Origin of the sequence: Halomonas sp. 111, from assembly GCF_052379685.1 — a bacterium.
Classification (GTDB): domain Bacteria; phylum Pseudomonadota; class Gammaproteobacteria; order Pseudomonadales; family Halomonadaceae; genus Vreelandella; species Vreelandella citrativorans.
Genome location: NZ_JBQSYV010000006.1, coordinates 137,694 through 162,571, shown reverse-complemented (window position 1 = coordinate 162,571; position 24,878 = coordinate 137,694). Strand labels below are relative to the sequence as shown.

Here is a 24,878-nt window from a genome sequence, read left to right as displayed (position 1 = left end):
CATTCTACGCATTTCCTGATGTTTGTCAACCGCTGTTTTCAGCGGGTGAAGCAAGCGACTTAAACCTCGCTAACCTCCTGACAAACCGAAGGTTTTCACCTTCTTCACCGCTGGTAACGCTGGGCGTCCCCGACAGCGGATGCATACTTTACGGATTCGCTGCCGGTTTGGCAAGGCCTTTTTGAAGATAGTTTCAAAAAGTTCAAACAAGCGTCACACGACCGTAACGTTTCTTGCCTGCCTGTATAACGTAGGCCTTACCCGTTGCCAGCATGGTGTCCTGCGCAACCACGTCGCCATCAACCTTAATACTCCCGTTCTTAAGCATGTCTTTCGCCTGGGCACTGTTTTTGGTCAGGCCTGAACGGTTGAGTACAGCAGCAATGGGGGCTTGATCAGCGCCTTCAAAATCCACTTCTATTTCTGGCAGATCGTCAGGCAGTTCGCCATCGGCCAGTTGGTTACCCGCTGACTTGTGCGCATTAGCAGCGGCTTCTTCACCGTGGTAGCGAGCAATTAACTCACGCGCCAGCTCCATTTTCACGTCACGTGGGTTCGCACCCTGCTCAACACTCTGCTTAAGCGCATCAAGCTCTTCGTTGGATTTCAGCGACAGTAGCTCAAAGTAGCGCCACATTAAGCTATCTGGCATAGAGACCAGCTTATTGAACATGGAACCCGGTGCTTCATCAACGCCCACGTAGTTACCGAGCGACTTCGACATCTTCTGCACGCCGTCAAGACCTTCCAGCAACGGCATGGTGATAACAACTTGAGGCTCCTGGCCGAAGTGCTTTTGAATTTCACGCCCCATCAGCAGGTTAAACTTCTGGTCGGTGCCGCCTAACTCGATATCCGCTTCCAGCGCCACAGAGTCATAGCCCTGGACCAGCGGATACAGAAACTCATGAATGGCGATAGGCTGATTGGCTTTATAGCGTTTTTCAAAATCATCCCGCTCAAGCATACGCGCAACGGTGCTTTGTGCGGCCAGCTCAATCATCTTGGCGGCGGTCAGCTCGCCAAACCACTCCGCATTAAAGCGCACCTCGGTCTTTTCAGGATCAAGGATCTTGAAAACCTGCTCTTTATAGGTTTCCGCGTTGGCTTTCACATCGGCTTCGGTCAGTGGCTTGCGGGTGATGTTCTTACCCGTCGGGTCACCAATACGTCCAGTGAAGTCACCGATCAGAAAAATAACGGTATGCCCCAGGTCCTGGAATTGACGCATTTTGGTCAGAAGCACGCTGTGACCCAAATGCAGGTCAGGGGCGGTGGGGTCAAAACCAGCTTTGATACGCAGCTTGCGCCCGGAGGCCAGCTTCTTTTTAAGCTCGTCCTCTACGAGGATTTCATGCGTACCCCGCGCCAACAGCGCTAACGTCTGATCCACCTCACTCATTGCCTCTCTCCACTCTAAACGTTGCCCCGTTGGGCATACAGATGAACAATAACCGACGATGTTACCATGCCTGTCCGGCCTGGTTGAGCCTTCGCACCGCCTTGGATACTGCTTTATGAAAACGCTCCCCACTGCTCCCACGCTTTATTATATGGGTTTAATGTCAGGCACCAGCCTTGACGGCATTGATGCAGCGCTTGTTGCAATCACTCACAGCGCCCCTCCTCGGTTAGTGGCAACCCATGCCGAGCCCATGCCGGAGGCATTACACAGCGCACTATTAACACTATGTAACACAGAGCAGGTAAATTTCGCCCAGTTGGCCTTGGCCGAAAATGCCTTTTGCCATCTTCAGGCGCAGGCTATTAATACCCTTTTGGCCCAGCAAGGTCTTTCACCCAGCCAGATCAGTGCAATCGGCAGCCATGGCCAAACTATCGAGCACGCTCCCGATGGGCATAGTGGCGGCCCCGCCTACACGCTGCAGCTGGATAACCCAAGCCTATTGGCGGAACTGACAGGATGCACGGTCGTCGCCGACTTTCGCCGCCGCGACTTGGCGGCAGGCGGCCAGGCGGCCCCACTTGCGCCCGCCTTTCATCAGGCGCTATTCGGAAGACAAACGATAGAACAACTCATCCTCAACCTGGGCGGGATTGCCAACGTTACCTGGCTACCGCGCCATGCTGAACAGCCGGTATTAGGGTTTGATACCGGCCCAGCTAATGTATTACTGGACGCCTGGTTTGCAAAACATTATCCCGGCCGGTTTGATCAAAACGGCAGCTGGGCTAAAAGCGGCCAGGTAGATAGTGCTCTCTTGGCGCGCTGCCTCAACGAACCCTACTTTCGCCAACCGCCGCCGCGCAGCACCGGGCGCGAACTGTTTCACTTAACGTGGCTCAAGCAGCACCTTACCGGCACGGAATCACCCGAAGATGTGCAGGCCACACTTGCCGAGCTAACAGCGATCAGCGTGGCCGAAGGCATTAAGTACTTATTGCCCGACAACCAACCCGCAACCCTAATCACCTGCGGCGGAGGCGCCCACAACGCCTACTTAATGGCACGCCTTGCCCATTACCTACCTAACGCCACGTTTACCTCGCCATCGGCTTACGGCTGGCCAGAAGACTGGATTGAAGCAGGTGCCTTTGCCTGGCTTGCCCATCAGCGTTTGCACCATTTACCTGGCAACTTACCCTCGGTCACGGGTGCCAGCGGCCTGCGTGTATTAGGGGGCATTTACTCACGCTAAGCGTCAGGCGATGGAAGCTGCTGATATTTATTAGCGAAAAGAGGCCGTTCATACGCATTCTACTTTGCCGAGGATGCTCGCAGTTCGGTAATATCCCTCTCACTTCCAACTGCGGTAAGGTGCTTGAGTATGATGGACATCGCGCTTCCTGAGTCGCTCGCCCAAGCGCGAGAACGTCTGCATCAGGCGCTTTTAGAGGTCAAGCGTCCTTTAAATGACGCAACGCTGCTTGCGGTGAGTAAAACCAAGCCAGCCCCTCTGATTCGCCAGGCTTATGCACTTGGTCAGCGGGCGTTCGGCGAAAACTACCTGCAAGAAGCATTAGACAAGCAGACCGAGCTTGCTGACCTAAACGATATTGTGTGGCATTTCATTGGCCCGCTACAGTCGAATAAAACCCGCGCAGTGGCAGAGCACTTTGACTGGATGCATAGCGTTGACCGTTTAAAAGTTGCCAACCGACTCAGCGAGCAGCGCCCAGGTCATTTAGCGCCGTTAAATATATGTTTACAGGTTAATATTAGCCGTGAGGCGTCTAAATCGGGGGTGATGCCTGAAGACGTTAGGGCGCTGGCCCATGAGGTAGCCCAGCTACCCCGTTTACGGCTGCGCGGTTTAATGGCAATTCCCGCGCCAGCGGACACACTAGAGGCACAGCGCAAGCCGTTAGCCGAACTAAGGCACCTGCTGACAGAACTACAGACAACGCTGCCTCAGGCCCCATTAGATACGCTTTCAATGGGCATGAGTGATGACCTTGAAGCCGCCGTCATGGAAGGTGCCACACTGGTACGCTTAGGCACCGCTATTTTCGGTGCGCGCGGCGCAGTCAATTCATAACACAGGACACGCACATGACAAATAAGATCACTTTCATCGGCGCAGGCAATATGGCGACCGCTATTATCGGCGGCCTTATCGACAGCGGTGTTGCACCCACGGACCTTACCGCCACCGCGCCCAGCAGCAGCGAGCTTGCGCCGGTAAAAGAGCGCCTGGGTATTAATATTCACACCGACAACAACGTTGCCGTCAGTCACGCTGACGTGGTGGTGCTGGCCGTTAAGCCGCAAATCATGCGGGTGGTATGTGAAAAGCTGCGGGAGACTATTCAGCAACAGCGCCCGCTGGTGATCTCCATTGCAGCAGGTCTGGACGCCGCGACCATCGACCAGTGGCTAGGGGGCAATAACGCCCTGGTCCGCTGCATGCCCAACACACCTTCGCTGGTGGGATACGGCGCCAGCGGCCTGTTCGCCAATTCAGCCGTGAGCGATGCCCAGCGCGATATCGCCACTCAGCTAATGGAAGCTGTCGGCATTGTTGAGTGGGTGGAAGAAGAGCCGCTTTTGGACGCGGTAACGGCGGTTTCTGGTAGCGCCCCGGCCTATTTCTTTTTAATGCTTGAAGCCATGGAAGAGGCTGCCGTAACGCTTGGATTACCGGCTGAAACGGCGCGCCGCCTGGCCATCCAAACGGCGCTGGGCGCCGCTACCATGGCGCAGAAGAGTGACAAAGACCCTGCCACGCTCAAGCAAAACGTGATGTCGCCAGGCGGCACCACTGAGCGCGCGATTCATCATCTGGAAGAGGCGCAGTTGCGCACTACCATTGCCGATGCCATGGAAGCCTGTGCCAAGCGCGCCCAGGAAATGGCCCGTGAATTAAGCAGCCACTGAATCATCTAACGTAACGGAGACACCAGCAATGGGCAGTCAATTGGGTAGCGCCGGGTTAACGCTAGTTAACTCGCTGATCAATATCTATTTATTTTTACTGATGCTGCGATTCTTATTGCAGGCATCGCGGGCGGACTACTATAACCCGCTAAGTCAGTCGGTGGTTAAGATCACCCAGCCTGTCGTAAGGCCTTTTCAGAGCTTTTTGGGCCCTGTGGCGGGCCGTTTCGACCTTGCCACGCTCGCCGCAGGCTTTGTGCTAAAAGTAGTGAGCATGGTGGCTATCTTCATGGTGATCGGCATTGGTATCCCGCCCATTGCCGGGCTACTGATTGCCGGGGTGGCGGCGATTGCCAATGCGATATTAAAGATCTACTTTTTCGCTCTGATTGTGATGATCATTTTAAGCTGGGTGGCTCCGAATGCCAGCCACCCGGGCGCACTGCTGGTCATGCAGGTGGTTGAGCCCATCATGGCGCCGGTACGCCGGGTGATTCCACCGCTGGGAATGATCGACCTGTCCCCCATTGTGGTCTTTATTGCCATTAATCTTCTTGATGGGCTGGTGGTTGGCTCTCTGATCCGTGCTGCCGGCATTTCAGGGGCCCTGGTAGGGCTTTAAGGCTTTAGCCCCGCTTCCCCCCGGCTTTATTCAGAAGAACCCTTTTGCAGGACTAACGCTTTCGATGCCCGACTCAGACACGCTTGCCTTTGCTGACCGACCAACGGACGCCGTTGGTCTTGTCACGCCTCATATTGCGCAGTTCGACACGCCACTTGCCCTCGCCTGTGGAAAAGTACTTCCGGAATATGAGCTGATCTATGAGACCTACGGCACCTTAAACGCCGAACGCAGCAATGCGGTGTTGATTTGCCATGCGCTTTCCGGCCACCACCACGCGGCGGGCTACCACAGTCTGGATGACCGCAAGCCCGGCTGGTGGGATGCGCACATTGGGCCAGGTAAATCGATCGACACCAATCGCTTCTTTGTCGTTTCCCTGAATAACCTGGGCGGCTGTCACGGCAGCACCGGCCCGGTTAGCCACAACCCTGAAACCGGTCGCCAGTGGGGGCCAGATTTCCCCATGGTCACGGTCAGCGACTGGGTCGCAAGCCAGGCACGCCTGGCCGACCATCTGGGGATTGAGCGCTGGGCGGCCGCCGTGGGCGGAAGCCTCGGTGGCATGCAGGTACTGCAGTGGACAATAACCTACCCTGAGCGAGTGGCAAATGCCGTGGTGATTGCCGCAACGCCCCGGCTTTCAGCGCAGAACATTGCGTTTAACGAAGTAGCCCGTCAGGCCATTCGCTCAGACACCGAGTTCTTCGGCGGCTGGTACGCCGAGCATGACACCGTACCCAAGCGCGGGTTGAAACTGGCACGCATGGTGGGACATATCACCTACTTGTCAGAAGACGCCATGGGCAGCAAGTTCGGGCGCGACCTTAGAAGCGACGACCTTAACTTCGGCTTCGATGTTGAGTTCCAGGTCGAATCCTACCTGCGCTACCAGGGCGATGCATTCTCCACCGCCTTTGATGCCAATACCTATCTTCTGATGACCAAGGCGCTGGACTATTTCGACCCGGCCGCCACCTGCGGCGGTGACCTGGCCAAAGCGCTTGCCCCTGCACAGTGCCCTTTCTTGATTGTCAGTTTCACTACCGATTGGCGCTTCCCGCCCGCCCGTTCCCGTGAGCTGGTCGATGCCCTTATCCGAGCGGGCAAGTCGGTTAGCTACGCCAATATTGCGTCGCCCCATGGGCACGATGCGTTCCTGCTACCAGAGCCGCGTTATGAAGCGCTGTTCAGCGCCTTTATGAACCGTACTGCTCGTGAGCTAGGCCTGGAGGAGACCCGTTGATGCGCGCCGACCTTGAACTGATTTACGACTGGGTGCCTAAAGGCGCTCACGTACTGGATCTCGCCTGCGGCGATGGCGAACTTCTGGAGAGCCTGGCCCGCGACAAGAGCGTCACTGGCTATGGTCTGGAGATCGACCCAGACGGCATTACCAGCTGCGTGGCACGCGGTGTCAGCGTGATAGAGCACAACCTGGACGACGGACTGGCCAGCTTTTGCGATCACAGCTACGACCTGGTCATCATGACCCAAGCACTCCAGGCACTGCGCCGCCCCGACAAAATGCTTGATGAAATGCTGCGCGTCGCTGACGAAGGCATTATCACCTTCCCCAACTTTGCCTACTGGCGTCACCGCGTCTACCTGGGTCTACGCGGCTACATGCCGGTCTCCAAGTCGCTGCCTCACGCCTGGTACGACACGCCCAACATTCACTTGTCGACCTTTAACGACTTCGAGCAGCTGTGCCGTGAAAAGGGCCTGGTCATCGTGGATCGTGCCGTGGGTGTGGGCGAGCGCCGCGGGCACTGGACCTCAAAGTGGTGGCCCAACCTCTTCGGCGAGATCGCCATCTTTCGCGTACGTCGCCGTTAAGCGAACCGGCAGCGTGCGCGCAAGCGTTACGCTGACCGGAACACCCTCCTTCCACTGAGTGCTCGTACCATACGCGAGCACTTCAACACCGCTGGCAACCGCCGCCTCAAGCCCTGCCGCATAGGCGGCGTCGATATGTGCAGCGGGTGCAACATCGTTAATACCTTCGTGGGCAATGCAAAACAGCAGCACGGCCCGCTCCCCCTGCAAGGCCAATGCACTTAACGCCTGCAGGTGTTTAAGCCCGCGCACGCTTACCGAGTCGGGGAAATAACCGTATCCATCCTGCTCTTTGAGGGTTACCTGTTTGACCTCAATGTACGCGCGCCCTTTCACCGGGTCCTCAAGCAGAAAATCAAGCCGCGACTCCCCGACCTTTACCTCACGACGCTGGCAGGCATAACCGGTAAGCGCCTCCAGTTGGTTAGCACTGAGCGCCGCCTCGACAATCCGGTTGGTTCGCCCCGTATGAACCGATACCAACGACACGCTACCATCGGGCTGGGGCAGCTCAATGAGCTCCCATGTCCATAAAAGCTTGCGCTTGGGGTTATCACTGGGTGACAGCCACACTCGGCAGCCGGGCACATTGACGGCTTTCATCGACCCGGTATTGGGGCAGTGCGCTACCACTTCTCGGCCATCGTCCAAGCGCACGTCAGCAAAAAAACGCTTATAGCGGCGCAGCAGCGTACCGGGAACCAGTGACGGATAACCCAATGGAGAAGGCAGCGAAGAGGCCCGTGTCATAGCCGCCCCACGAAGCGGGTGATCCGCGCCACCGCCTCCTCAAGCCGAGCAACATCATTGGTAAACGCAATCCGCACATGGTGCTCGCCACCGCGCACGGCAAAATCAATACCGGGGGTAATGGCTACGTTTTCCTCTTCCAGCAGCCGTTCACAAAAGGCCTGGCTATCGCGGCTATAGCGCGAGATATCCAGCCAGACATAAAACGCACCTTGAGGCGGTAAGTCGGGCGCCAGGCCAAGCGTCGCCAGCCCATCAAGCAAGACCTGACGGCGCTCAGCGAGAATTTCACGACGCTGCTCCAGAATCGCCCGGCACTCGGGAGTGAAAGCGGCAAGCGCTGCATGCTGAGAAGGGGTAGAAGCTGCCAGAAAGACGTTCTGGGCAAGCCGGGTCAAGGGCTCAACCGCGCGCGGCGGCGCGACCAGCCAGCCCAGGCGCCAGCCGGTCATACCGAAATATTTTGAGAAGCTGTTAACCACAAACGCTTCGCTGGAAAGTGATGTCGCAGACAGCGGAACATCGTCGTAGTTGAGCCCTTGATAGATCTCGTCAACGATCACTTCGCCCGAGCGCGTGGCCACAGCGTCCAGCACTTGAGACAGCTGCTCAGCACTCAAGGTGTGCCCGGTAGGGTTGGAGGGCGAAGCCAGCATGGCCAGCCGGGTTTCATCACGCCAGTGCCGCTCGACCAAACCGGCATCCAACTGCCAGCCGCTCTCACGCCCCACGGAAACCGCGTCAATTTCAGCGCCTGCCAACGCCATAAAGTGGCGGTTGCATGGATAATTGGGGTCCGCCATCAGCACCCGGTCACCGCTCTCTACAAGCAGTTGGCTTGCCAGCAGCAGCGCGCCGGATGCACCCGGCGTAACCAGAATCCGGGCAGGGTCCACGTCAGCATTAAAGTGTTCTGCGTAGTGCCTGGCAATGGCCTCACGCAGCGCAGGCAGCCCGGCGGCGGGAGTGTAACGCGTCTGACCACGTGACAAGGCCTGTTGGCCTGCCGCAATGATCGGCTCAGGCGTGGCAAAGTCTGGTTCGCCGACCTCCAGATGAATCACGTCATGCCCCGCCGCCTCCCGCGCCTGGGCCATTTCCAATAGATGCATCACGCGAAAAGGTGCCACGTGGCTGATTCGTGGGTTCCAGGCCATAACGGCTCCTTCATCTAGCAAAGTTAAAGCATGACAGGGGTCTTACAAGCAGTAGGACCATAGTCGCAAACGCACCATTATGCTTGCAAAGCGGGAGTTTTTCAGCTAAACAAGCATCCCTTTGGCGTGAGATCGTGGCATACGCTCATGATCGATCAGCAGTCATATACGTAAGGGGCAATCCCATGCCAGTAGCGGAAAAAAAACCGGAAGCGGCCAAGTCCTTCACTCCGTATGAGTCGGCACCGGGTGAAGAGTACATGAACGATAAGCAGTTGGCGCATTTTCGTCAGCTGCTGTTGGACTGGAAGCAAGACCTCATGGAAGAGGTGGACCGCACCGTGCGCCACCTTCAGGAAGACGCCAACAACTACGCCGACCCCGCCGACCGGGCAACGCAGGAAGAGGGCTTTAGCCTTGAACTGCGCACTCGCGACCGCGAGCGCAAGCTGCTCAAGAAAATCAATGAAACCATCGAAAATATCGACGACGACGATTATGGTTTCTGCGAAGCATGCGGCGTTGAAATCGGTATTCGTCGTTTGGAAGCCCGTCCTACCGCCACCCTTTGCGTTGATTGCAAAACCCTGGCGGAACTTAAAGAAAAACAGCTTGGCGGCTAAGCCGGTTATTTAACCCCTTGGTACGCTAACGCTGAAGCGGGCACCTTTGGGTGCCCGCTTTTGTTTTGGGTAAAGGTTTGCATGATGTCTTCTATCAGCTACCGGGGGCGCTTTGCCCCCACTCCTTCAGGGCCTTTGCATTTTGGTTCGCTTGTTGCAGCGCTCGGCAGTTATCTGGATGCCCGTGCCGCTGGCGGGCGCTGGCTGGTGCGTATTGAAGATATCGACCCACCGCGCTGCCCCCAAGGGGCAGACGCCACCATTTTGCGCCAGTTGGAACGCTTTGGCTTACAGTGGGATGAAACGCTATGCTGGCAGCACAACCGCCATGACGCTTATCAACAAGCGCTGGATCAACTCATTGATCAGCGCTTGGCGTATCCTTGTAGCTGCTCACGCAAACAGTGGCAATCGCATGCTATTTATCCAGGCTGGTGCCGTGACGGATTAAGGGAGCCGGATAAGCCGGTTGCCTGGCGGTTACGCAGTGACCTAGCCAAGCGCCCGATTGTCTGGCAGGACCGTCTGTTTGGCGCGCAGCAGTTTGACCCAGTAGCGCTGGGTGACGTGGTACTTAAGCGCAAGGATGGTCTTTGGGCTTATCAGTTGGCGGTCGTCGTTGACGATGCCGAGCAGGGTATTACCGACGTGGTTCGTGGGCTCGATTTACTCGACAACACCCCTTGGCAGCGTCAGCTTCAAAGCGCTTTGAAGCTTCCAGAACCGCGCTATTTACATTTGCCACTGGTCGTCACCCCAGACGGCCAAAAGCTTTCAAAACAGAACCTGGCCCCGGCGCTTGCCGAGGACGAGGACGGCAGGCGGCGCCAGCTTTTTCAGGCGCTTCAAGCGCTTGATCAAGCACCACCGGCCGCTCTGGCCACAGAACCTCCCGCCAGCCAGCTACACTGGGCAGTGGCAAACTGGGCGATTGAGCGCCTTTCCCCCACCGAACACCGCCGCTCGCCGTAAGGAGTTCTCCATGTATGTCTATCGCATCATGCTGTTTTTGGTGTTTGGCGGTTATTTGCTCTCTCCGTTATTAATGGACGGCTGGAGCAATCCGAGCACGGCCTGGTACCGCCCGTTCGCTATCTGGGGCGTGTTGATTGCGCTCACGCTATGGCTTGAGCAAAAAAGGAAGTTAGATGAGCGTTGAGTTAACCGGCGTTTTACTGCTCGGCCTGGGCTTCCTGGGGCTGATGTTTAGCTGTGGCGTCGCCGTTGAGCGCGGCTGGTTGCCTACATACGTTACCCGCCATCCCATCGTTTACACCCTCGCCCTCGGCGTTTATGCCAGCGCCTGGGCAATTTATGGCAGCGTTGAACTTGCGGCCCAGGCAGGGTTTGGCTACCTGGCTTACTACCTGGGCGCGGCCGGTACCTTTCTACTTGCTCCGGTCCTGCTAGTGCCTATCCAGCGGATTACCCGCACGTATCAGCTCGCCTCACTCGCGGATCTGTTTGCGTTCCGGTTTCGTTCGCGCTGGGCAGGCTCACTGGTCACGTTAATCAGTCTTTTGGCCGTGCTGCCACTGTTAGGCATTCAAGTTCAAACCTTGAGCAGCGCTATTCAATGGCTCACCGGCAGTGCCTATAGTTCCGCGGTCGCCCTGCTATTTTGTGGGCTGATTGCGGTACTCGCCGTGATGTTCGGAGCCCGACATAGCCATACGCGCCAGGACCCGCTAATCAGCATGTTGGCGCTTGAGTCTCTGATCAAACTACTCGCCATGCTGTGCCTGGGAGCGGTGGCCTTATGGCTTGTGTTTGATGGACCCAATGATTTACAACGCTGGCTTGAGGGGCCAGGCCTACAAGCCCAGCAGGCAACCTATCAGTTGGATGACGCTCAATGGCGCACGCTGTTACTGCTGTTTTTTGCAGCCGCGTTCATGATGCCCCATCTATTTCATATTACCTTTGCCGAAAACCTGTCACGCCACACCCTGCTTCAGGCCAGCTGGACATTACCGCTTTACCTGTTATTGATGGCCTTGCCGATACCGCTTATCTGGTGGGCCGCTCAATCGGTCAATAACGAGCTTCCGATCACTGCCTACGCGGTGTATATGATCAGCGAACACTGGTGGGTTAAAGCGCTGGCTTTTCTGGCCGGGCTAGCTGCGGTCACCGGTACGATGATCATGATCGCCCTGGCGCTATCCGGCATGGTGCTCAACCATATTGTGCTGGTGGCCAGGCCGCCCGAAGCGCGTAGTGACCTTTATGGCTGGCTACTCTGGCTACGCCGAGCCTTGGTGGTCGGCGTGATTGTTAGCGGCTGGCTATTTTATGAGGGGGTTGGGCGCCATCACGACCTCGTGAGCCTGGGCATGGCCTCTTTTGTGGGTATGGCGCAGTGCTTGCCCGGCATGCTGGCACTGCTTTACTGGCCAGGCGCAAACCGCAAAGGCATGGTTGTTGGCCTTATCGCAGGTGTCATCCTATGGCTTTGGGGGCTTTGGCTACCGCTTATCTTCACGTTCCCGACCCCCGCACTGCCCTTTACTCACCTGATGAGCGACAGTGCGCCCCCCTGGTACACGGTAACGCTGGTATCACTGGCGACCAACATTGTTCTCTTGATGGTTATTTCGCTGTTTACACGTATTTCAGAGGGCGAAAAATCAGCCGCCGAGGCGTGCTCCGTCGATGCCGTTATCCGCTCCAAGCGGCTACCGCTGGAGGCAGCCACCGCTGCTGACTTTTCTACTCATCTGGCGCAAGCGATCGGCGATGAAGCCGCCCAGCGAGAAGTATCCAGAGCATTAAAAGCGCTCAAGTTCACGCCACAAGAACGCCGCCCTTACGCACTGCGCCGCCTGCGTGACCGTATTCAGGCCAACCTGTCAGGCTTAATGGGGCCTTCGGTCGCACGTGATATTGTCGACCGCTACCTGCCCTACCGCCATGACGACGCCCCGGTAACAGACGATATCCACTTTGTGGAGAGCCGCTTGGAAGCCTACCGTTCACGCCTGACCGGGCTTGCCCGAGAGCTTGACGGACTGCGCCGCCATCACCGCCAAACGCTGGCTTATCTTCCTGTTGGCCTGTGCGTATTTGGCGATGACAAAGAGCTTTTGATGTGGAACGAGGCACTTTCCCAGCTTTCTGGCATCAGCGGCGAAAGCGTGATTGGCGCGCGCTGCGATAATTTACCTGCGCCGTGGCCTGAGCTATTGGGCAACGTCTTGCTGGCCTCCCACACACCGCTTTATAAGCAGGCGGTGTCGCTGCACGGCAAGGATTACTTTCTTACCCTGCATAAAGCCGAGCTTAGCGGCCACGACAGCCGAGGCGGCAGCGTGGTGTTGGTCGAAGACCACACCGAGATGAAGTGGCTGGAAGATGAGTTGGTCCATGCTGCCCGCCTGGCTTCTATTGGCCAGTTGGCAGCCGGCGTTGCCCACGAGATTGGCAACCCGATTACCGGGATTTCGTCACTGGCGCAAAATTTACGCTACGATACCAACGACCCCGCTCTGCTGGAGACTGCGGATCAGATCCAGCAGCTAACCCGGCGCGTAACGACCATTGTGAACTCGCTGGTCGGCTTTGCGCATGGCGGGCGCCAGGCGGGCCCTCCGCCCGCGTCTCCTGCGGCGCTTAACACGCTGAGCGAAGACGCATTAAACTTGATCCACCTGGCGCGCTCGGGTGAGGATGTAACGCTGACCAATGCATGCCCTGATGGTCTTGTGGTACGCGGGGATGCTCAGCGTTTAACCCAGGTGATGGTCAACCTGCTTAGCAACGCCAGGGACGCTTGCATGCCCGGCGGCCAGGTGGTGATTACCGCAGGGCAGCAGGCAGGCAGTGCCTGGTGGCGAGTGACTGATAACGGCCAGGGAATTGATCCTCGCGTGCGTGACCACTTGTTTGAGCCATTCACCACGACCAAACCTGCAGGCGAAGGCACAGGACTTGGGCTGTCGCTTGCGTATCAAATTATCAACGAGCACCAAGGCAGAATAGACGTGGCCTCGCCGCCGCCCAACGAGCCTCGCGGCACGGCCATTACGCTTTGGCTGCCGCTTTACCAACAGGATGGCCAGCGACCCTATGCCCAGGATTCTGATTGTTGAAGATGAAGCGATTATTCGCAGTGCGCTAAAGCGCCTGCTTGAGCGTCATGACTACACCGTCAGCGAAGCAGGCAGCGTTGAAGAGGCCAACCAACTAACGCTTCCTGAGTTCGACCTCATCATCAGTGACCTGCGTCTGCCGGGCGAGCCTGGCACCACGTTGATTGGCGCTGCTGCTCCCGCACCGGTGCTGATCATGACCAGCTATGCCAGCATGCGCTCAGCGGTAGATGCCTTAAAACAAGGTGCCGTCGATTATATCGCCAAGCCGTTTGACCATACTGAAATGCTGGAGACCGTTGAGCGTATATTGCATCAGCAGTCGATGCAGCATGGCGAGCCCCCTGCGATTACTGATGATGGTGGCAGCCAGCAGATGATGATTGGCGAGTGCGCGGCCATGCAGCAGGTCTATACGCGTATCCGCAAAACCGCCCCGGCCGATGTGACCGTGCTGATTTTAGGAGAATCAGGTACCGGTAAAGAGCTGGTTGCGCGGGCTATCCACCAACAAAGCAAGCGCGCCAACGCCCCGCTAATCAGCGTTAACTGTGCCGCTATTCCCGAAACGCTGATTGAGTCTGAACTGTTCGGCCATGAGAAAGGCGCGTTTACCGGCGCCAGCGCATCACGCACCGGCCTGGTGGAGGCCGCCGACCAGGGCACGCTGTTTCTTGATGAGATTGGTGAACTGCCCCTTGATGCCCAGGCACGCCTGCTGCGTGTGTTACAGGAGGGAGAAATCCGCAAGATTGGTTCTGTGGAAACCCGCCACGTTAATGTCCGCCTGATTGCCGCGACCCACCGCGACCTGCGTGCATTATCCAAAAGTGGTGAATTTCGCCTGGACCTTTACTACCGCTTAAACGTGATGCAGATCGAGCTCCCCCCGCTGCGCGAACGCGAAGACGACGTGCTCCAGATTGCCGATATCTTGCTGGATAAAGCGTGCACGCGTCACGAACGCCCCGGCCTACGGCTTTCAAGGGCCGCCCGCCAGGACCTGCGTGATTACCCGTGGCCAGGTAACGTTCGTGAGCTTGAAAACGCCCTGGAGCGAGGCGTGATTTTAGCCGAAGGCCATCTGATTCACCCGGATGATCTCGGACTGGCACCTGCACCGCCTCGCGCCCATTCACAGACGAGTTCAGCGGCTTCCTCCAGCGACGAGAGTACGCCAGCGGAGGATGAGGATGATCTCTCTTTGGAAGACTATTTCCAGCACTTTGTGCTTGAGCATCAAGACCTGATGAGCGAAACCGAGCTGGCTCAAAAACTGGGCATTAGTCGTAAAAACCTGTGGGAACGACGCCAACGGCTTGGCATCCCACGTAAAAAAACTGCTCGGCGTCCCAACTGACGCCGCTGACTGGCCGGCCCGCCAGGGCCTCACACCAAGTGCTTACGACCATCGTCTACTATACTGATTTAAATAAAAAATAACCGATTTACGTTACCCAATCATTGTTACCTACCCACACAATGCCCGTAAAAAATCGGACCAAAAACGGTAACACTTATCTATCACCGAAGTTCCTCAAAATAAAAAATAATCATAAGCACATGAAATGAATAAACATTTAAACAAGTGGCACGACGAGTGCAATATTACTGGGTAAGAAAAATAAACTGGGCCAAGCGGTGGGTCACTAACAAAAACAACATGACACCACCCCAACCTGAGCCATAACAAAAACAACAAGGCCAGGGGAGATAACAGCACTAATAATAACAACAGGCTTCAATCTCATGACTTGCTGGCGCTAAGCACAATAAGCGCAGCTAATAAAAACAACAGGTAGCAAGTGCCCAAAATGGACGCGACGTACACCAAATGATCTGCGCCCCAACAAGAATAATAGCAGTGAGTGTGTACACCCCCGGAAACAACAATAATACGTCGGGGAAGAAAAGTTCGCGGTTGGATTATTGTTTTGAATACGAGGCGGTCGGATACTGCCTATCGACTGCGGTGCGTATTCAGGGCGATGTGCCATCATGAAGAAAAACAGCAGCATGGACGCTGATTAAATGCTTTATAGGGGAGGCTCTTTTAGCCTCCCCTTTCCGCGTTTAAAGGGGAAGGCGTTCGTAAACCTGCCCGAGGTGCTTTGCAAGCGTAAAGGGGTCGGCTACACTCATCGGCTTACCGCTTACTTCACGGTCACTTTTTCGATACCCTGCGAGTCGATATCGCCGCATGTTCAAAGGATTTACCCGTTTCTTACATAGCCCGGGAGAGCAATTGAAAACCCTGCTCGATCCCCAAGAGAGTGGAACCGCTCTCAGCCCACGCATTATCCCTCGGTCCGAGCACCCTGTTTCTCGCCAACATATCAGCGACGCTGCGCTAAAAGTGCTTTACCGCCTTAGCGGTGCAGGCTTCGACGCCTACCTCGTGGGCGGATGTATTCGCGATGCGCTGCTTGGCAAAATGCCCAAGGACTTTGACGTTGCCACCAACGCCACGCCGGAGCAGGTGCGTGACCTGTTTCGCAATTCGCGTTTGATTGGCCGACGCTTTCGTATTGTCCATGTCCGCTTTGGGCGCGAGGTCATCGAAGTCACTACGTTCCGTGGCAAGCCACAAGACGAACACGGCGAGAATATCGCGCACCAGTCGGACGCCGGCTTGCTGCTGCGAGATAATGTATGGGGCAGCATTGAGGAAGATGCCTTACGGCGTGACTTCACCGTTAACGCGCTGTATTACAACATTGCCGACTTCAGCCTTCACGACTTTGCCAACGGTGCGCGTGATATTGAATCGCGCACGCTGCGCCTGATTGGCGACCCAGCCACCCGCTACCGGGAAGACCCGGTGCGTATGCTGCGCGCCGTTCGCTTCGCGGCCAAGCTCGACTTCACTATTGAGCCGGCCACCGAAGCACCGATGTACGACCTTGCACCGCTGTTGCTGCAAATTCCGCCCGCACGGCTATTTGATGAAGTGCTCAAGATGTTTATGTCAGGCTATGGGTTGGCAACCTTCCGCCTGCTTAGCCATTATGGCCTGTTTGGCATGCTCTTCCCCGAATCGGAAGAGGCGATGGCCGATGCGGCGTGGGCGGAAAAGCTCATTGAATTCGCCTTGGCCAATACCGATAAGCGCATTGCCGAAGGCCGCCCAGTGACGCCTGCCTTCCTGCTGGCCGCCTTCTTATGGGCCCCGGTTGCCAATCGCCAGGCCGAGCTTGAAAGTGAAGGCATGCCCGCGATACCGGCACTGCAAACGGCATCGCAGGAGGTGGTGTCGCGTCAGTTGGAACATACCTCTATCCCTAAACGCTTTGGCATGCCCATGCGCGATATTTGGGAGCTACAGGCACGTCTGCCGTTACGACGCGGCAAGCGTGCGTTCCAAACCCGCGAGCACCCACGGTTTCGCGCCGCTTACGACTTACTGCTGCTGCGTGAGCAGGCGGGCGAAATCCCGCGCGGCTTGGGCGACTGGTGGACGGCCTTCCAGCAGGGCGATGAGCATGAGCAGCTTCGCTTGCTACAAAAAATTGGGGGCGACCCGGCAAGCCAGGGCGACCGCCGCCGCAAACGGCGCCGTAAACCCACGCGCAAATCGGAAAAGTGAGCAACGTATGAGCCCGACATCGCTTACGTATATTGGCTTGGGTAGTAATCTTGATGATCCTATCAGGCAGGTGCGTCAGGCGATTTCGGCACTTGCCCTGCTGCCCTTGAGCCAGTTGACGGCCACCTCCTCACTTTACGCGAGCCGCCCGGTTGGCCCCCAGGACCAGCCGGATTTTGTCAACGCAGTAGTCGCCCTGACAACGCGCCTTTCACCGCTGGCGCTGCTTGACCAACTACAGGCGCTGGAACAACAGCACCGGCGCCAGCGGCTACGCCACTGGGGCCCACGCACGCTGGATCTGGATTTACTGCTTTTTGACCAGCAGACAATTGCCTGCCCGCGCTTAAACGTTCCCCATCCGCGTATGCACGAGCGCGCCTTTGTGCTCGCTCCCCTGGCGGAACTGGATGCAACGCTGACGCTTCGCCAACAGCCGGTAAGCGAATGGCTAAATCAAATCCCCGAACCAGGCATTCAGCGTTTAGTCGAAGATGGCCCAGCCTAAGCGGTTATCTTGCTACCCTAGCCTCGACACACAACACTGGACCGGGTAACAATCGTTTTCCAGCCCACACACCAACGTTCTGGTTTGTCTTTCAGGGCCCATTTTTTAAGAACTGTTTTCAAAAACCGTTTTTAAGAACATCGCAACAGCGTGATATTAACAACGGCTGGCTGCCCATGCCGCAGCGGCCACGACGAGTGAGAGCATGCCATGAAACCCGTGACTCTAAGCACGCTACAGGCCTACAAGCGCGCTGGCGAAACGTTTAGTTGCTTAACCGCTTACGATGCCTCCTTTGCCCAAGCGGCGAGCCACGCCGGTATCGACGTGCTTTTGGTGGGTGACTCGCTCGGCATGGTGCTCCAGGGGCATACCAGCACGCTCCCCGTGACAGTCGACGATATTTGCTACCACACCCGCTGTGCCGCACGCGGCAAAGGCCATAGTCTGTTGATGGTTGACCTGCCGTTTATGAGTAACGCCTCTACGCAGCGCATGCTGGAAGACGGCGCAGCCCTCATGCGTGCCGGTGCGGAACTGGTCAAGGTAGAAGGCGAAGCCTGGATGGCCGAGGGGATCCGTGAGCTAACACGCCGCGGTGTGCCCGTATGCGCCCACTTGGGCTTAACGCCACAAGCGGTTTATCAGCTAGGTGGCTACAAGGTACAAGGACGAGACACCGCCCAGGCAGAGCGTATCCTGCAGGATGCCAGGGTGCTGGTTGAGGCGGGCGCTTCGGTTATATTACTGGAGTGCGTACCGGCAAGCCTGGGCAAGGCCATTACCAACGCACTTGATGTACCGGTCATCGGAATTGGTGCAGGCCCCGATACCGATGGTCAAATTCTGGTCATGCATGATGTACTCGGCGTCACCCATGGCCGCCCGCCGCGGTTTGTGAAAAACTTCATGGCAGATGCTGGCAATATTCAGGGCGCCTTTCAGGACTTCCACGAGGCGGTCAAAACGCGCGCCTTCCCTGCTCCCGAGCACTGCTTCTAACCTGCCCGTTTGCGACGTAACCTTACGACACATGACTATGCGTACATTGCGAGAGATCAACGACCTGCGCAGCCTGCTGCGCGACTACCGAACGCACGGCCAGCGAATCGCGCTCGTGCCGACCATGGGCAATCTTCATGCCGGGCATTTAGCGCTGGTTGCCAAGGCGCGTGAGCACGCAGATGTTGTTGTTGCCAGCCTGTTTGTGAACCCCATGCAGTTTGGGCCTAACGAAGACCTGGACGGCTACCCGCGCACCTTCACCGATGACCAGGCAAAGCTTAGGGCAGCCGGATGCGACGTGCTCTTTTCACCCTCGGTAAGCACGCTTTATCCCAGTGGGCTAACCTCGCAAACGTGCGTTCACGTGCCTGACGTGGGTGAGGGCCTGTGCGGTGGCTCACGGCCCGGGCACTTTGACGGCGTGTCTACCGTTGTCACGCTGCTGTTTAACCTGGTACAGCCTGACGTTGCCTGCTTTGGTGAGAAGGACTACCAGCAGCTTGCCGTTATTCGCAAGTGTGTGCAGGACCTGCATATGCCGATTGACATTATTGGCGTGCCGATTGTGCGCGATGACGATGGGCTGGCACTTTCATCGCGTAACGGCTACTTGAGCGATGCCGAACGCGCTATAGCCCCTACGCTTTACCACACACTATGTGAATTGCGCGACGCCTTGGAACAGGGTGAGTCACTGGAAACCGCCTTAAGGTACGGTTTAAAGTCGCTTACCGAGGCGGGCTTTACGCCCGATTACCTTGAGCTTCGTACGCCCGAGTTAACGCCTGTCAGCACCACCACTCGTGACGCGGTATTACTGGCCGCCACCCGGCTAGGTCCCGCTCGCTTGATTGATAATCTCAGCGTGCAGCTGCCCGCTTGATCCATTACGCTTTATCGCCAAGCCGCAGGCTTCGCAACCAGGAGTTGTTATGCAAACAATTATGCTCAAAGCCAAGCTCCATATGGCACGCGTTACCCATGCAGTGCTTAACTACGAAGGGTCTTGCGCCATTGATGGCGACCTGCTGGATATGGCCGGTATTCGTGAAAACGAACAAATCCAGATCTATAACGTTGAAAACGGTGAACGTTTTACCACCTACGCGATCCGTGGCGAAGAAGGCTCTCGTTTGATCTCGATTAACGGCGCGGCAGCGCATTTAGCTGCCCCCGGTCACCGGATTATTATTTGTAGCTACGCCCACTATTCGGAAGCCGAGCTTGAACAGCACCAGCCAGCTCTGGTCTACCTACAAGAAGGTAACGAGGTTAGCCATACCAGCAACGCTATCCCGGTGCAGCTGGCGTAGGCTACGCCTTCTAGTCATCTACCGAGCGGACCTTCAGGGTCCGTTTTTATTTGCCTTTAAAAAAGCGCATTGCCGCAACGCACAACTTTCCCCTATGCTGAGTAGCAAGCCTGACATAAAAAAACAGATAGCGTAGGTTATGCTCAGTACATCAGGCAGTAAGAGCAGATAGCAAGAACAGATAGCAAGAACAGACAGTAAAACAGGTCCGTAAAAACAGGCCCGTACAAACAAAATAGCAAAACAGGCGGTCTACCTTACTCACGTTAGGAGTCATCTCATGCAAGAAGTGGTCATTGTTGCGGCTCGCCGCACTGCGGTCGGTTCCTTTGGCGGTTCACTGGCAGGCATTCCTGCAAGCGAGCTTGGCGCGTTAGTGATTAAGGATATCCTTGAATCAACCGGCGTTTCCCCCGACCAGGTGGACGAAGTACTCCTCGGCCAAGTACTGACGGCGGGCGTAGGGCAAAACCCTGCTCGTCAGGCGGCAATTAAAGCGGGCCTGCCGGCCTCTGTACCGGCCATGACAATCAACAAGGTATGTGGCTCAGGCCTAAAAGCCGTGCATCTTGCAACACAAGCGATTCGCTGTGGCGACGCTGAGCTGATTCTGGCGGGTGGGCAGGAAAACATGTCGGCGTCTCCCCATGTATTGCCCCATTCGCGCACTGGTCAGCGCATGGGCGATTGGAAAGCCATTGATACCATGGTGCATGACGGTCTTTGGGATGCGTTCAACGACTATCATATGGGCATCACCGCCGAAAACCTGGCTGAAAAATACGGCATTACCCGCGAGGAAATGGACGCGTTTGCCGCTCAGTCGCAACAGAACGCTGCCAACGCCATTAAAGAGGGCAAATTTAAAAGCCAAATCGTGCCGGTGCAGATCCCCCAGCGCAAAGGCGATCCCGTTGTGTTTGATACCGACGAGAACCCGCGCGAAATTACCGCTGAAAAGCTGGCGGGCATGCGCCCAGCGTTCAAAAAGGATGGCACCGTTACCGCAGGTAACGCCTCCTCATTGAACGATGGCGCGGCCGTTGTGATGATCTGCTCGGCAGAAAAAGCCAAGGCGTTAGGTCTTGAGCCGCTGGCACGTATTGCCGCTTATGCCAATGCGGGCGTAGACCCTGCCATTATGGGTATTGGCCCCGTGCCCGCTACCCGTCGCTGCCTGGAAAAAGCCGGCTGGAGCCTGGAGGACCTGGACCTGGCGGAAGCCAACGAGGCTTTTGCGGCACAGGCCCTTTCTGTTCAGAAAGAGCTGGGATGGGATATATCCAAGGTCAACGTCAACGGTGGCGCGATTGCCCTGGGCCACCCGATTGGCGCTTCTGGCTGTCGCGTACTGGTATCGCTCCTTCATGAGATGATTGCCCGGGATGCCAAGAAAGGCCTGGCAACGCTGTGTATCGGCGGCGGCCAAGGGGTGGCACTGGCGATTGAGCGCCCCTGATCTCAGCGATTAACGCTTAAAATGTAAATGCCCCTGTCACTGACAGGGGCATTTTTATGCATCAAGGCTTCGCATCTGGTATCTAGCACTCATGGGGCGCTTAGCGGTGCTTTTCACCCACAATGGTGGCGGGTGTTCGCCATACCAACAGCGCGCCCAGCAAGAATAGGCCCGATGCGGCCCACATGGTAATAGGCAGGCTAGTAGCATCAACAACCCGGCCACCGACCATCGCGCCCAGCCCAATGGAGAGGTTGAATACAAAGGCCATCAAGGCGGTCGCGGCTTCGGTATTGGGTGCGGTGCGTAAAATCCACGTCTGTATGCTCACCGACACGCTGCCAAAGGCCGCGCCCCACACCATGAGTAGCAGCACGCCGCTGACAGGCTCGACCCCGAGCAGCGGGAAAGACGCCACCACCAATAGCAGCAAGCTTGGGATCGCCAGCACCGCTCGGTAAGGATGGCGCCCAGCGAACATGCCTGCGGCGATATTGCCCAGAATTCCTGCCGCCCCATACAGTAGCAGCAAGCTGCCCACATGGCGCTGAGCTACACCGCTTATCTCCTGAAGGATAGGGCTAATGAAAGTGTACGCTGCAAAGTGTCCGACAACTACAAAGCCCGTGACCAGAACCGCGACCCGAACGCCACGGCTAGTGAACTGCTGGGCCAGCACTTTGAGACGGACTGGCTCCCTGGGTGGAAGTGGCGGCAGCCAGCACCACAATGCCAGTGCGGTTAACAGGCTAAAACCGCCCAAAGCCCCAAACGCGATTCGCCAGTTGCTTAGATCACCCAGTAAGGTACCCAGTGGCACGCCAAGCACCGATGCAGCGGCTACGCCGCCAAAAATAATCATCATGGCCTTGGGCACTTTATCGCTGGGCACCAAGCGCGGAGCAATACTCCCGGCCACGGCCCAATAACCGCCGATACTGACACCCACCAGCACGCGGGCGGCCAGCAATAGGATAAAGCTACTGGCCAGCGCTGAAAGCACGCTACCAATCACCATGACGACCATGAGTAGCGTGAGCATAATGCGCCGATCCAACCGGCCTACCGCCACGGGCAGTAGCGGCGCCGAAAAAGCGGCGACCACGCCCGGTACCGTTACCATCAAGCCAGCGACACCGGGCGTTACATCCATGGATGAAGCCACCTGAGACAACAACCCGATAGGCAGCTGTTCAGCGGTTACCAATAGAAAAATGCCGATCATCACGGCGACCACCGCCCACCAACGCGGTGCCTGTTCCTTCTCCATGCCTACTTCCTTCTAACTAAACGTCCACCCAACCAAACGCTCTTTTAATCACACTTTCTTTCAACCAAACGACTCCGCCCCCGCAACCAGGGGCTACGGGGGCGGAAGAGACAACCTTACGGCGACTTAGTCCGCGGTGTTCTCACTTTCAGCGGCAAACGCTGCTTTCTCTTCTTCGGTGATCTCTTTCATCGAGAGCTTCACGCGGTTGCGGTTATCGATGTCGAGCACCTTCACAATCACGTCGTCGCCTTCGTTCAGGAAATCGCGCACGTTGTTAACGCGCTCAGCCACGATTTGCGAAATATGCACAAGACCATCGGTACCCGGCATGATGTTCACAAAGGCACCGAAGTCAGCAATACGTACGACCTTGCCGTTATACAGCTTGCCAATTTCCGCTTCTGCCGTAATCGCCAATACGGTATCGATGGCTTTTTTCGCCGCAGCCTTGTCTTCAGCGTAGATGCGCACGGTGCCGTCGTCATCGAGGTCGATAGACGCGCCAGTATCTTCGCAAATTTTGCGAATGGTGGCGCCGCCTTTACCAATAACGTCACGGATCTTGTCCGGGTCGATCTTGATGGTGGCCATGGAAGGCGCATTATCGGAGACGTCGGTACGGCTCTGGCTGATGACTACATTCATCTGCTCAAGAATACCCAGGCGCGCTTTGTGGGCTTGCTGAAGCGCAGTCTCCATGATCTCTTCGTTGATGCCTTCGATCTTGATGTCCATCTGCAGGGCAGTAACACCCTCTTCTGAACCGGCCACTTTAAAGTCCATATCGCCAAGGTGATCTTCATCACCCAGGATATCGGTCAGTACCGCGTAGCCATCTTCGTCTTTCACCAGGCCCATGGCGATACCCGCCACCGGTGCTTTCAACGGAACACCCGCATCCATCAGCGCAAGTGAGGAGCCACATACCGAAGCCATCGAGCTTGAGCCGTTGGATTCAGTAATTTCCGATACCACACGAATAGTGTAGGGGAAGGCTTCTTCAGACGGCAGCATGGCCTGAACACCACGGCGTGCCAGACGGCCATGGCCGATTTCACGACGTTTCGGGCCACCCATAAAGCCCGCTTCACCGACCGAGTAGGGAGGGAAGTTGTAGTGCAGCATAAAGCGGTCTTTACGCTCGCCTTCCAGCGACTCGATCAGCTGAGAGTCACGCAGGGTGCCCAGCGTTGCCACTGCAATCGCTTGGGTCTCACCACGAGTGAACACCGCCGAACCGTGAGTCTTGGGCAGCGCGCCCACTTCGATCGCCAGCGGGCGCACGGTGAAGTTGTCACGGCCATCAATGCGCGGCTCACCTTTTACAACACGTGAACGTACAACGCGTTTCTCAAGACCAGCAAAGGCACCTTTTACTTCGTCTTTGCTGAACTTGTCGTTAACCGGCTCACCGTCAACGGCTGCCAGTTGTTCAACCGCCTGATCTTTCAGGGCTGCCAGGGCATCCTGGCGCTGCATCTTATCGGTGATGCGATAGGCATCGCCCACCTGCGCTTCAAACGCATCCGCAATGGCGGTTTTCAGCGCTACGTTCTCAGGGGCTGGCTGCCAGTCCCAACGCGGTTTGCCGGCCTCGGCAACCAGCTCGTTAATCGCGCTAACCGCGACCTGCATTTCCTGGTGGCCAAACAGTACGGCGCCCAGCATCTCGTCTTCCAGAAGCTCTTTGGCTTCGGACTCGACCATCAGCACGGCGTTTTCAGTACCGGCAACGACCATGTCCAGCTCGGAAGTCGCAAGCTCTTCAACGGTCGGGTTAAGGAAATACCCCTGCTCTTCGTTGAAACCAACGCGCGCAGCACCGATCGGGCCGTTGAACGGCACGCCAGAAATGCTCAGTGCAGCGGAGGTACCCAGCATCGCGGCAATATCCGGGTCGTGATTACGATCGGTGGAAAGAACGGTACAGATAACCTGCACTTCGTTCATAAAGCCTTTGGGGAAAAGCGGACGGATCGGACGATCGATCAGACGCGAGGTTAAAGTTTCTTTCTCGGTCGGACGTCCTTCGCGCTTAAAGAAGCCGCCGGGAATTTTACCTACTGCGTAGGTTTTTTCCTGGTAATGAACCGAGAGCGGGAAAAAGGGTTGGCTGGGGTTGGCTTCTTTGCGCGCCACCACGGTACACAGCACAACGGTATCTTCCATGGTGACCATAACGGCCCCCGTGGCTTGACGAGCGATACGCCCGGTTTCTAGCGTGACGGTGCTACGACCGTACTGAAACGTTTTTTTTACCGGATTCACGGCGACTTCCTTTAACATTAATATCTACTTGTCTATTCGTTTGGG

The 24,878-nt window shown here is 56.7% G+C and carries 23 protein-coding genes; 18 read left to right on the top strand and 5 right to left on the bottom strand.

Features of this window, described 5'->3' with window-relative positions; genetic code table 11:
- Positions 1-185 (top strand): hypothetical protein (locus tag ACT3T7_RS06705; RefSeq protein ID WP_444630427.1); only part of this gene is annotated, 185 nt, incomplete at its 5' end.
- A 17-nt stretch (positions 186-202) separates the two neighbouring features.
- Here ACT3T7_RS06705 and tyrS read toward each other — a convergent pair.
- Entirely contained in the window at positions 203-1,402 is a 1,200-nt protein-coding gene (gene tyrS / locus ACT3T7_RS06700; RefSeq protein WP_193053265.1) for a tyrosine--tRNA ligase, read from the bottom strand.
- Positions 1,403-1,517: 115 nt separating this feature from the next.
- Here tyrS and ACT3T7_RS06695 point away from each other — a divergent pair, with 115 nt between their 5' ends.
- From ACT3T7_RS06695 to metW, 6 genes are all read left to right on the top strand, one after another.
- Positions 1,518-2,660 (top strand): anhydro-N-acetylmuramic acid kinase, encoded by a 1,143-nt coding sequence (locus ACT3T7_RS06695; RefSeq protein WP_444630426.1) that lies wholly within the window; start codon positions 1,518-1,520, stop codon positions 2,658-2,660.
- 129 nt (positions 2,661-2,789) lie between these two features.
- Entirely contained in the window at positions 2,790-3,500 is a 711-nt protein-coding gene (locus ACT3T7_RS06690) for a YggS family pyridoxal phosphate-dependent enzyme (protein WP_193053263.1), read from the top strand.
- Between the two features lie 14 nt (positions 3,501-3,514).
- Entirely contained in the window at positions 3,515-4,339 is an 825-nt protein-coding gene (proC, locus tag ACT3T7_RS06685; RefSeq protein ID WP_172117573.1) for a pyrroline-5-carboxylate reductase, read from the top strand.
- Positions 4,340-4,367: 28 nt separating this feature from the next.
- Positions 4,368-4,961: a YggT family protein gene (locus ACT3T7_RS06680; RefSeq protein WP_172117574.1), complete on the top strand. Its 594-nt coding sequence runs from the start codon at positions 4,368-4,370 to the stop codon at positions 4,959-4,961.
- A 64-nt stretch (positions 4,962-5,025) separates the two neighbouring features.
- Positions 5,026-6,207, top strand: a complete 1,182-nt coding sequence (metX, locus tag ACT3T7_RS06675; protein ID WP_193053262.1) for a homoserine O-succinyltransferase MetX — start codon at positions 5,026-5,028, stop codon at positions 6,205-6,207.
- The gene (metW, locus tag ACT3T7_RS06670; RefSeq protein WP_172117576.1) at positions 6,207-6,800 is read left to right on the top strand and encodes a methionine biosynthesis protein MetW; all 594 of its coding nucleotides are present in this window, start codon (positions 6,207-6,209) and stop codon (positions 6,798-6,800) included. Before metX ends, metW begins: the two co-directional genes overlap by 1 nt.
- Here the strand turns inward: metW and sfsA are convergent.
- Both sfsA and ACT3T7_RS06660 read right to left on the bottom strand, forming a co-directional pair.
- Positions 6,741-7,550 (bottom strand): DNA/RNA nuclease SfsA, encoded by an 810-nt coding sequence (sfsA, locus tag ACT3T7_RS06665; RefSeq protein ID WP_172117577.1) that lies wholly within the window; start codon positions 7,548-7,550, stop codon positions 6,741-6,743. The genes metW and sfsA overlap by 60 nt on opposite strands.
- On the bottom strand, positions 7,547-8,707 hold the full coding sequence (locus tag ACT3T7_RS06660) for an aminotransferase class I/II-fold pyridoxal phosphate-dependent enzyme (RefSeq protein ID WP_444630425.1): 1,161 nt from the start codon (positions 8,705-8,707) through the stop codon (positions 7,547-7,549). Before ACT3T7_RS06660 ends, sfsA begins: the two co-directional genes overlap by 4 nt.
- A gap of 185 nt (positions 8,708-8,892) precedes the next feature.
- On the opposite strand from ACT3T7_RS06660, the gene dksA reads away from it, so the two are divergent.
- The 11 genes from dksA to ACT3T7_RS06605 all read left to right on the top strand — a co-directional run bounded on the left by dksA (position 8,893) and on the right by ACT3T7_RS06605 (position 21,292).
- On the top strand, positions 8,893-9,330 hold the full coding sequence (gene dksA, locus ACT3T7_RS06655; protein ID WP_087108663.1) for an RNA polymerase-binding protein DksA: 438 nt from the start codon (positions 8,893-8,895) through the stop codon (positions 9,328-9,330).
- A gap of 81 nt (positions 9,331-9,411) precedes the next feature.
- Positions 9,412-10,302, top strand: coding sequence for a tRNA glutamyl-Q(34) synthetase GluQRS (gene gluQRS, locus ACT3T7_RS06650; RefSeq protein WP_444621375.1), 891 nt, complete (start codon positions 9,412-9,414; stop codon positions 10,300-10,302).
- 10 nt (positions 10,303-10,312) lie between these two features.
- Positions 10,313-10,489 carry a hypothetical protein gene (locus ACT3T7_RS06645; RefSeq protein ID WP_172117580.1) on the top strand — a complete coding sequence of 59 codons (177 nt, stop codon included), beginning with the start codon at positions 10,313-10,315 and terminating at the stop codon, positions 10,487-10,489.
- On the top strand, positions 10,479-13,421 hold the full coding sequence (locus tag ACT3T7_RS06640) for an ATP-binding protein (RefSeq protein WP_444630424.1): 2,943 nt from the start codon (positions 10,479-10,481) through the stop codon (positions 13,419-13,421). The genes ACT3T7_RS06645 and ACT3T7_RS06640 overlap by 11 nt, the downstream gene beginning before the upstream one ends.
- Positions 13,399-14,781 carry a sigma-54-dependent transcriptional regulator gene (locus ACT3T7_RS06635; protein ID WP_444630422.1) on the top strand — a complete coding sequence of 461 codons (1,383 nt, stop codon included), beginning with the start codon at positions 13,399-13,401 and terminating at the stop codon, positions 14,779-14,781. The genes ACT3T7_RS06640 and ACT3T7_RS06635 overlap by 23 nt, the downstream gene beginning before the upstream one ends.
- Before the next feature lie 840 nt (positions 14,782-15,621).
- Positions 15,622-17,007, top strand: a complete 1,386-nt coding sequence (gene pcnB, locus ACT3T7_RS06630) for a polynucleotide adenylyltransferase PcnB (RefSeq protein ID WP_444630421.1) — start codon at positions 15,622-15,624, stop codon at positions 17,005-17,007.
- Between the two features lie 7 nt (positions 17,008-17,014).
- Positions 17,015-17,515: a 2-amino-4-hydroxy-6-hydroxymethyldihydropteridine diphosphokinase gene (folK, locus tag ACT3T7_RS06625; protein WP_444630420.1), complete on the top strand. Its 501-nt coding sequence runs from the start codon at positions 17,015-17,017 to the stop codon at positions 17,513-17,515.
- A 210-nt stretch (positions 17,516-17,725) separates the two neighbouring features.
- Positions 17,726-18,517 carry a 3-methyl-2-oxobutanoate hydroxymethyltransferase gene (gene panB, locus ACT3T7_RS06620; RefSeq protein ID WP_444630419.1) on the top strand — a complete coding sequence of 264 codons (792 nt, stop codon included), beginning with the start codon at positions 17,726-17,728 and terminating at the stop codon, positions 18,515-18,517.
- A 37-nt stretch (positions 18,518-18,554) separates the two neighbouring features.
- The gene (gene panC / locus ACT3T7_RS06615; RefSeq protein WP_444630418.1) at positions 18,555-19,403 is read left to right on the top strand and encodes a pantoate--beta-alanine ligase; all 849 of its coding nucleotides are present in this window, start codon (positions 18,555-18,557) and stop codon (positions 19,401-19,403) included.
- 49 nt (positions 19,404-19,452) lie between these two features.
- Positions 19,453-19,833, top strand: coding sequence for an aspartate 1-decarboxylase (panD, locus tag ACT3T7_RS06610; RefSeq protein ID WP_087108680.1), 381 nt, complete (start codon positions 19,453-19,455; stop codon positions 19,831-19,833).
- A 280-nt stretch (positions 19,834-20,113) separates the two neighbouring features.
- Positions 20,114-21,292, top strand: a complete 1,179-nt coding sequence (locus ACT3T7_RS06605; RefSeq protein ID WP_193053253.1) for an acetyl-CoA C-acetyltransferase — start codon at positions 20,114-20,116, stop codon at positions 21,290-21,292.
- 100 nt (positions 21,293-21,392) lie between these two features.
- On the opposite strand, the gene ACT3T7_RS06600 is transcribed toward ACT3T7_RS06605, so the two are convergent.
- Positions 21,393-22,562 (bottom strand): MFS transporter, encoded by a 1,170-nt coding sequence (locus tag ACT3T7_RS06600; RefSeq protein WP_444630417.1) that lies wholly within the window; start codon positions 22,560-22,562, stop codon positions 21,393-21,395.
- A gap of 126 nt (positions 22,563-22,688) precedes the next feature.
- Positions 22,689-24,851: a polyribonucleotide nucleotidyltransferase gene (gene pnp / locus ACT3T7_RS06595; protein WP_444630416.1), complete on the bottom strand. Its 2,163-nt coding sequence runs from the start codon at positions 24,849-24,851 to the stop codon at positions 22,689-22,691.
- Positions 24,852-24,878 lie beyond the last annotated feature (27 nt).

Excerpts from the sequence above, each read along its gene's own strand:
- tyrS (WP_193053265.1), bottom strand. The coding sequence starts at position 1,402 with ATGAGTGAGGTGGATCAGACGTTAGCGCTGTTGGCGCGGGGTACGCAT.
- ACT3T7_RS06695 (WP_444630426.1), top strand. The coding sequence starts at position 1,518 with ATGAAAACGCTCCCCACTGCTCCCACGCTTTATTATATGGGTTTAATG.
- ACT3T7_RS06690 (WP_193053263.1), top strand. The coding sequence starts at position 2,790 with ATGATGGACATCGCGCTTCCTGAGTCGCTCGCCCAAGCGCGAGAACGT.
- proC (WP_172117573.1), top strand. The coding sequence starts at position 3,515 with ATGACAAATAAGATCACTTTCATCGGCGCAGGCAATATGGCGACCGCT.
- ACT3T7_RS06680 (WP_172117574.1), top strand. The coding sequence starts at position 4,368 with ATGGGCAGTCAATTGGGTAGCGCCGGGTTAACGCTAGTTAACTCGCTG.
- metX (WP_193053262.1), top strand. The coding sequence starts at position 5,026 with ATGCCCGACTCAGACACGCTTGCCTTTGCTGACCGACCAACGGACGCC.
- metW (WP_172117576.1), top strand. The coding sequence starts at position 6,207 with ATGCGCGCCGACCTTGAACTGATTTACGACTGGGTGCCTAAAGGCGCT.
- sfsA (WP_172117577.1), bottom strand. The coding sequence starts at position 7,550 with ATGACACGGGCCTCTTCGCTGCCTTCTCCATTGGGTTATCCGTCACTG.
- ACT3T7_RS06660 (WP_444630425.1), bottom strand. The coding sequence starts at position 8,707 with ATGGCCTGGAACCCACGAATCAGCCACGTGGCACCTTTTCGCGTGATG.
- dksA (WP_087108663.1), top strand. The coding sequence starts at position 8,893 with ATGCCAGTAGCGGAAAAAAAACCGGAAGCGGCCAAGTCCTTCACTCCG.
- gluQRS (WP_444621375.1), top strand. The coding sequence starts at position 9,412 with ATGATGTCTTCTATCAGCTACCGGGGGCGCTTTGCCCCCACTCCTTCA.
- ACT3T7_RS06645 (WP_172117580.1), top strand. The coding sequence starts at position 10,313 with ATGTATGTCTATCGCATCATGCTGTTTTTGGTGTTTGGCGGTTATTTG.
- ACT3T7_RS06640 (WP_444630424.1), top strand. The coding sequence starts at position 10,479 with ATGAGCGTTGAGTTAACCGGCGTTTTACTGCTCGGCCTGGGCTTCCTG.
- ACT3T7_RS06635 (WP_444630422.1), top strand. The coding sequence starts at position 13,399 with ATGCCCAGGATTCTGATTGTTGAAGATGAAGCGATTATTCGCAGTGCG.
- pcnB (WP_444630421.1), top strand. The coding sequence starts at position 15,622 with ATGTTCAAAGGATTTACCCGTTTCTTACATAGCCCGGGAGAGCAATTG.
- folK (WP_444630420.1), top strand. The coding sequence starts at position 17,015 with ATGAGCCCGACATCGCTTACGTATATTGGCTTGGGTAGTAATCTTGAT.
- panB (WP_444630419.1), top strand. The coding sequence starts at position 17,726 with ATGAAACCCGTGACTCTAAGCACGCTACAGGCCTACAAGCGCGCTGGC.
- panC (WP_444630418.1), top strand. The coding sequence starts at position 18,555 with ATGCGTACATTGCGAGAGATCAACGACCTGCGCAGCCTGCTGCGCGAC.
- panD (WP_087108680.1), top strand. The coding sequence starts at position 19,453 with ATGCAAACAATTATGCTCAAAGCCAAGCTCCATATGGCACGCGTTACC.
- ACT3T7_RS06605 (WP_193053253.1), top strand. The coding sequence starts at position 20,114 with ATGCAAGAAGTGGTCATTGTTGCGGCTCGCCGCACTGCGGTCGGTTCC.
- ACT3T7_RS06600 (WP_444630417.1), bottom strand. The coding sequence starts at position 22,562 with ATGGAGAAGGAACAGGCACCGCGTTGGTGGGCGGTGGTCGCCGTGATG.
- pnp (WP_444630416.1), bottom strand. The coding sequence starts at position 24,851 with ATGTTAAAGGAAGTCGCCGTGAATCCGGTAAAAAAAACGTTTCAGTAC.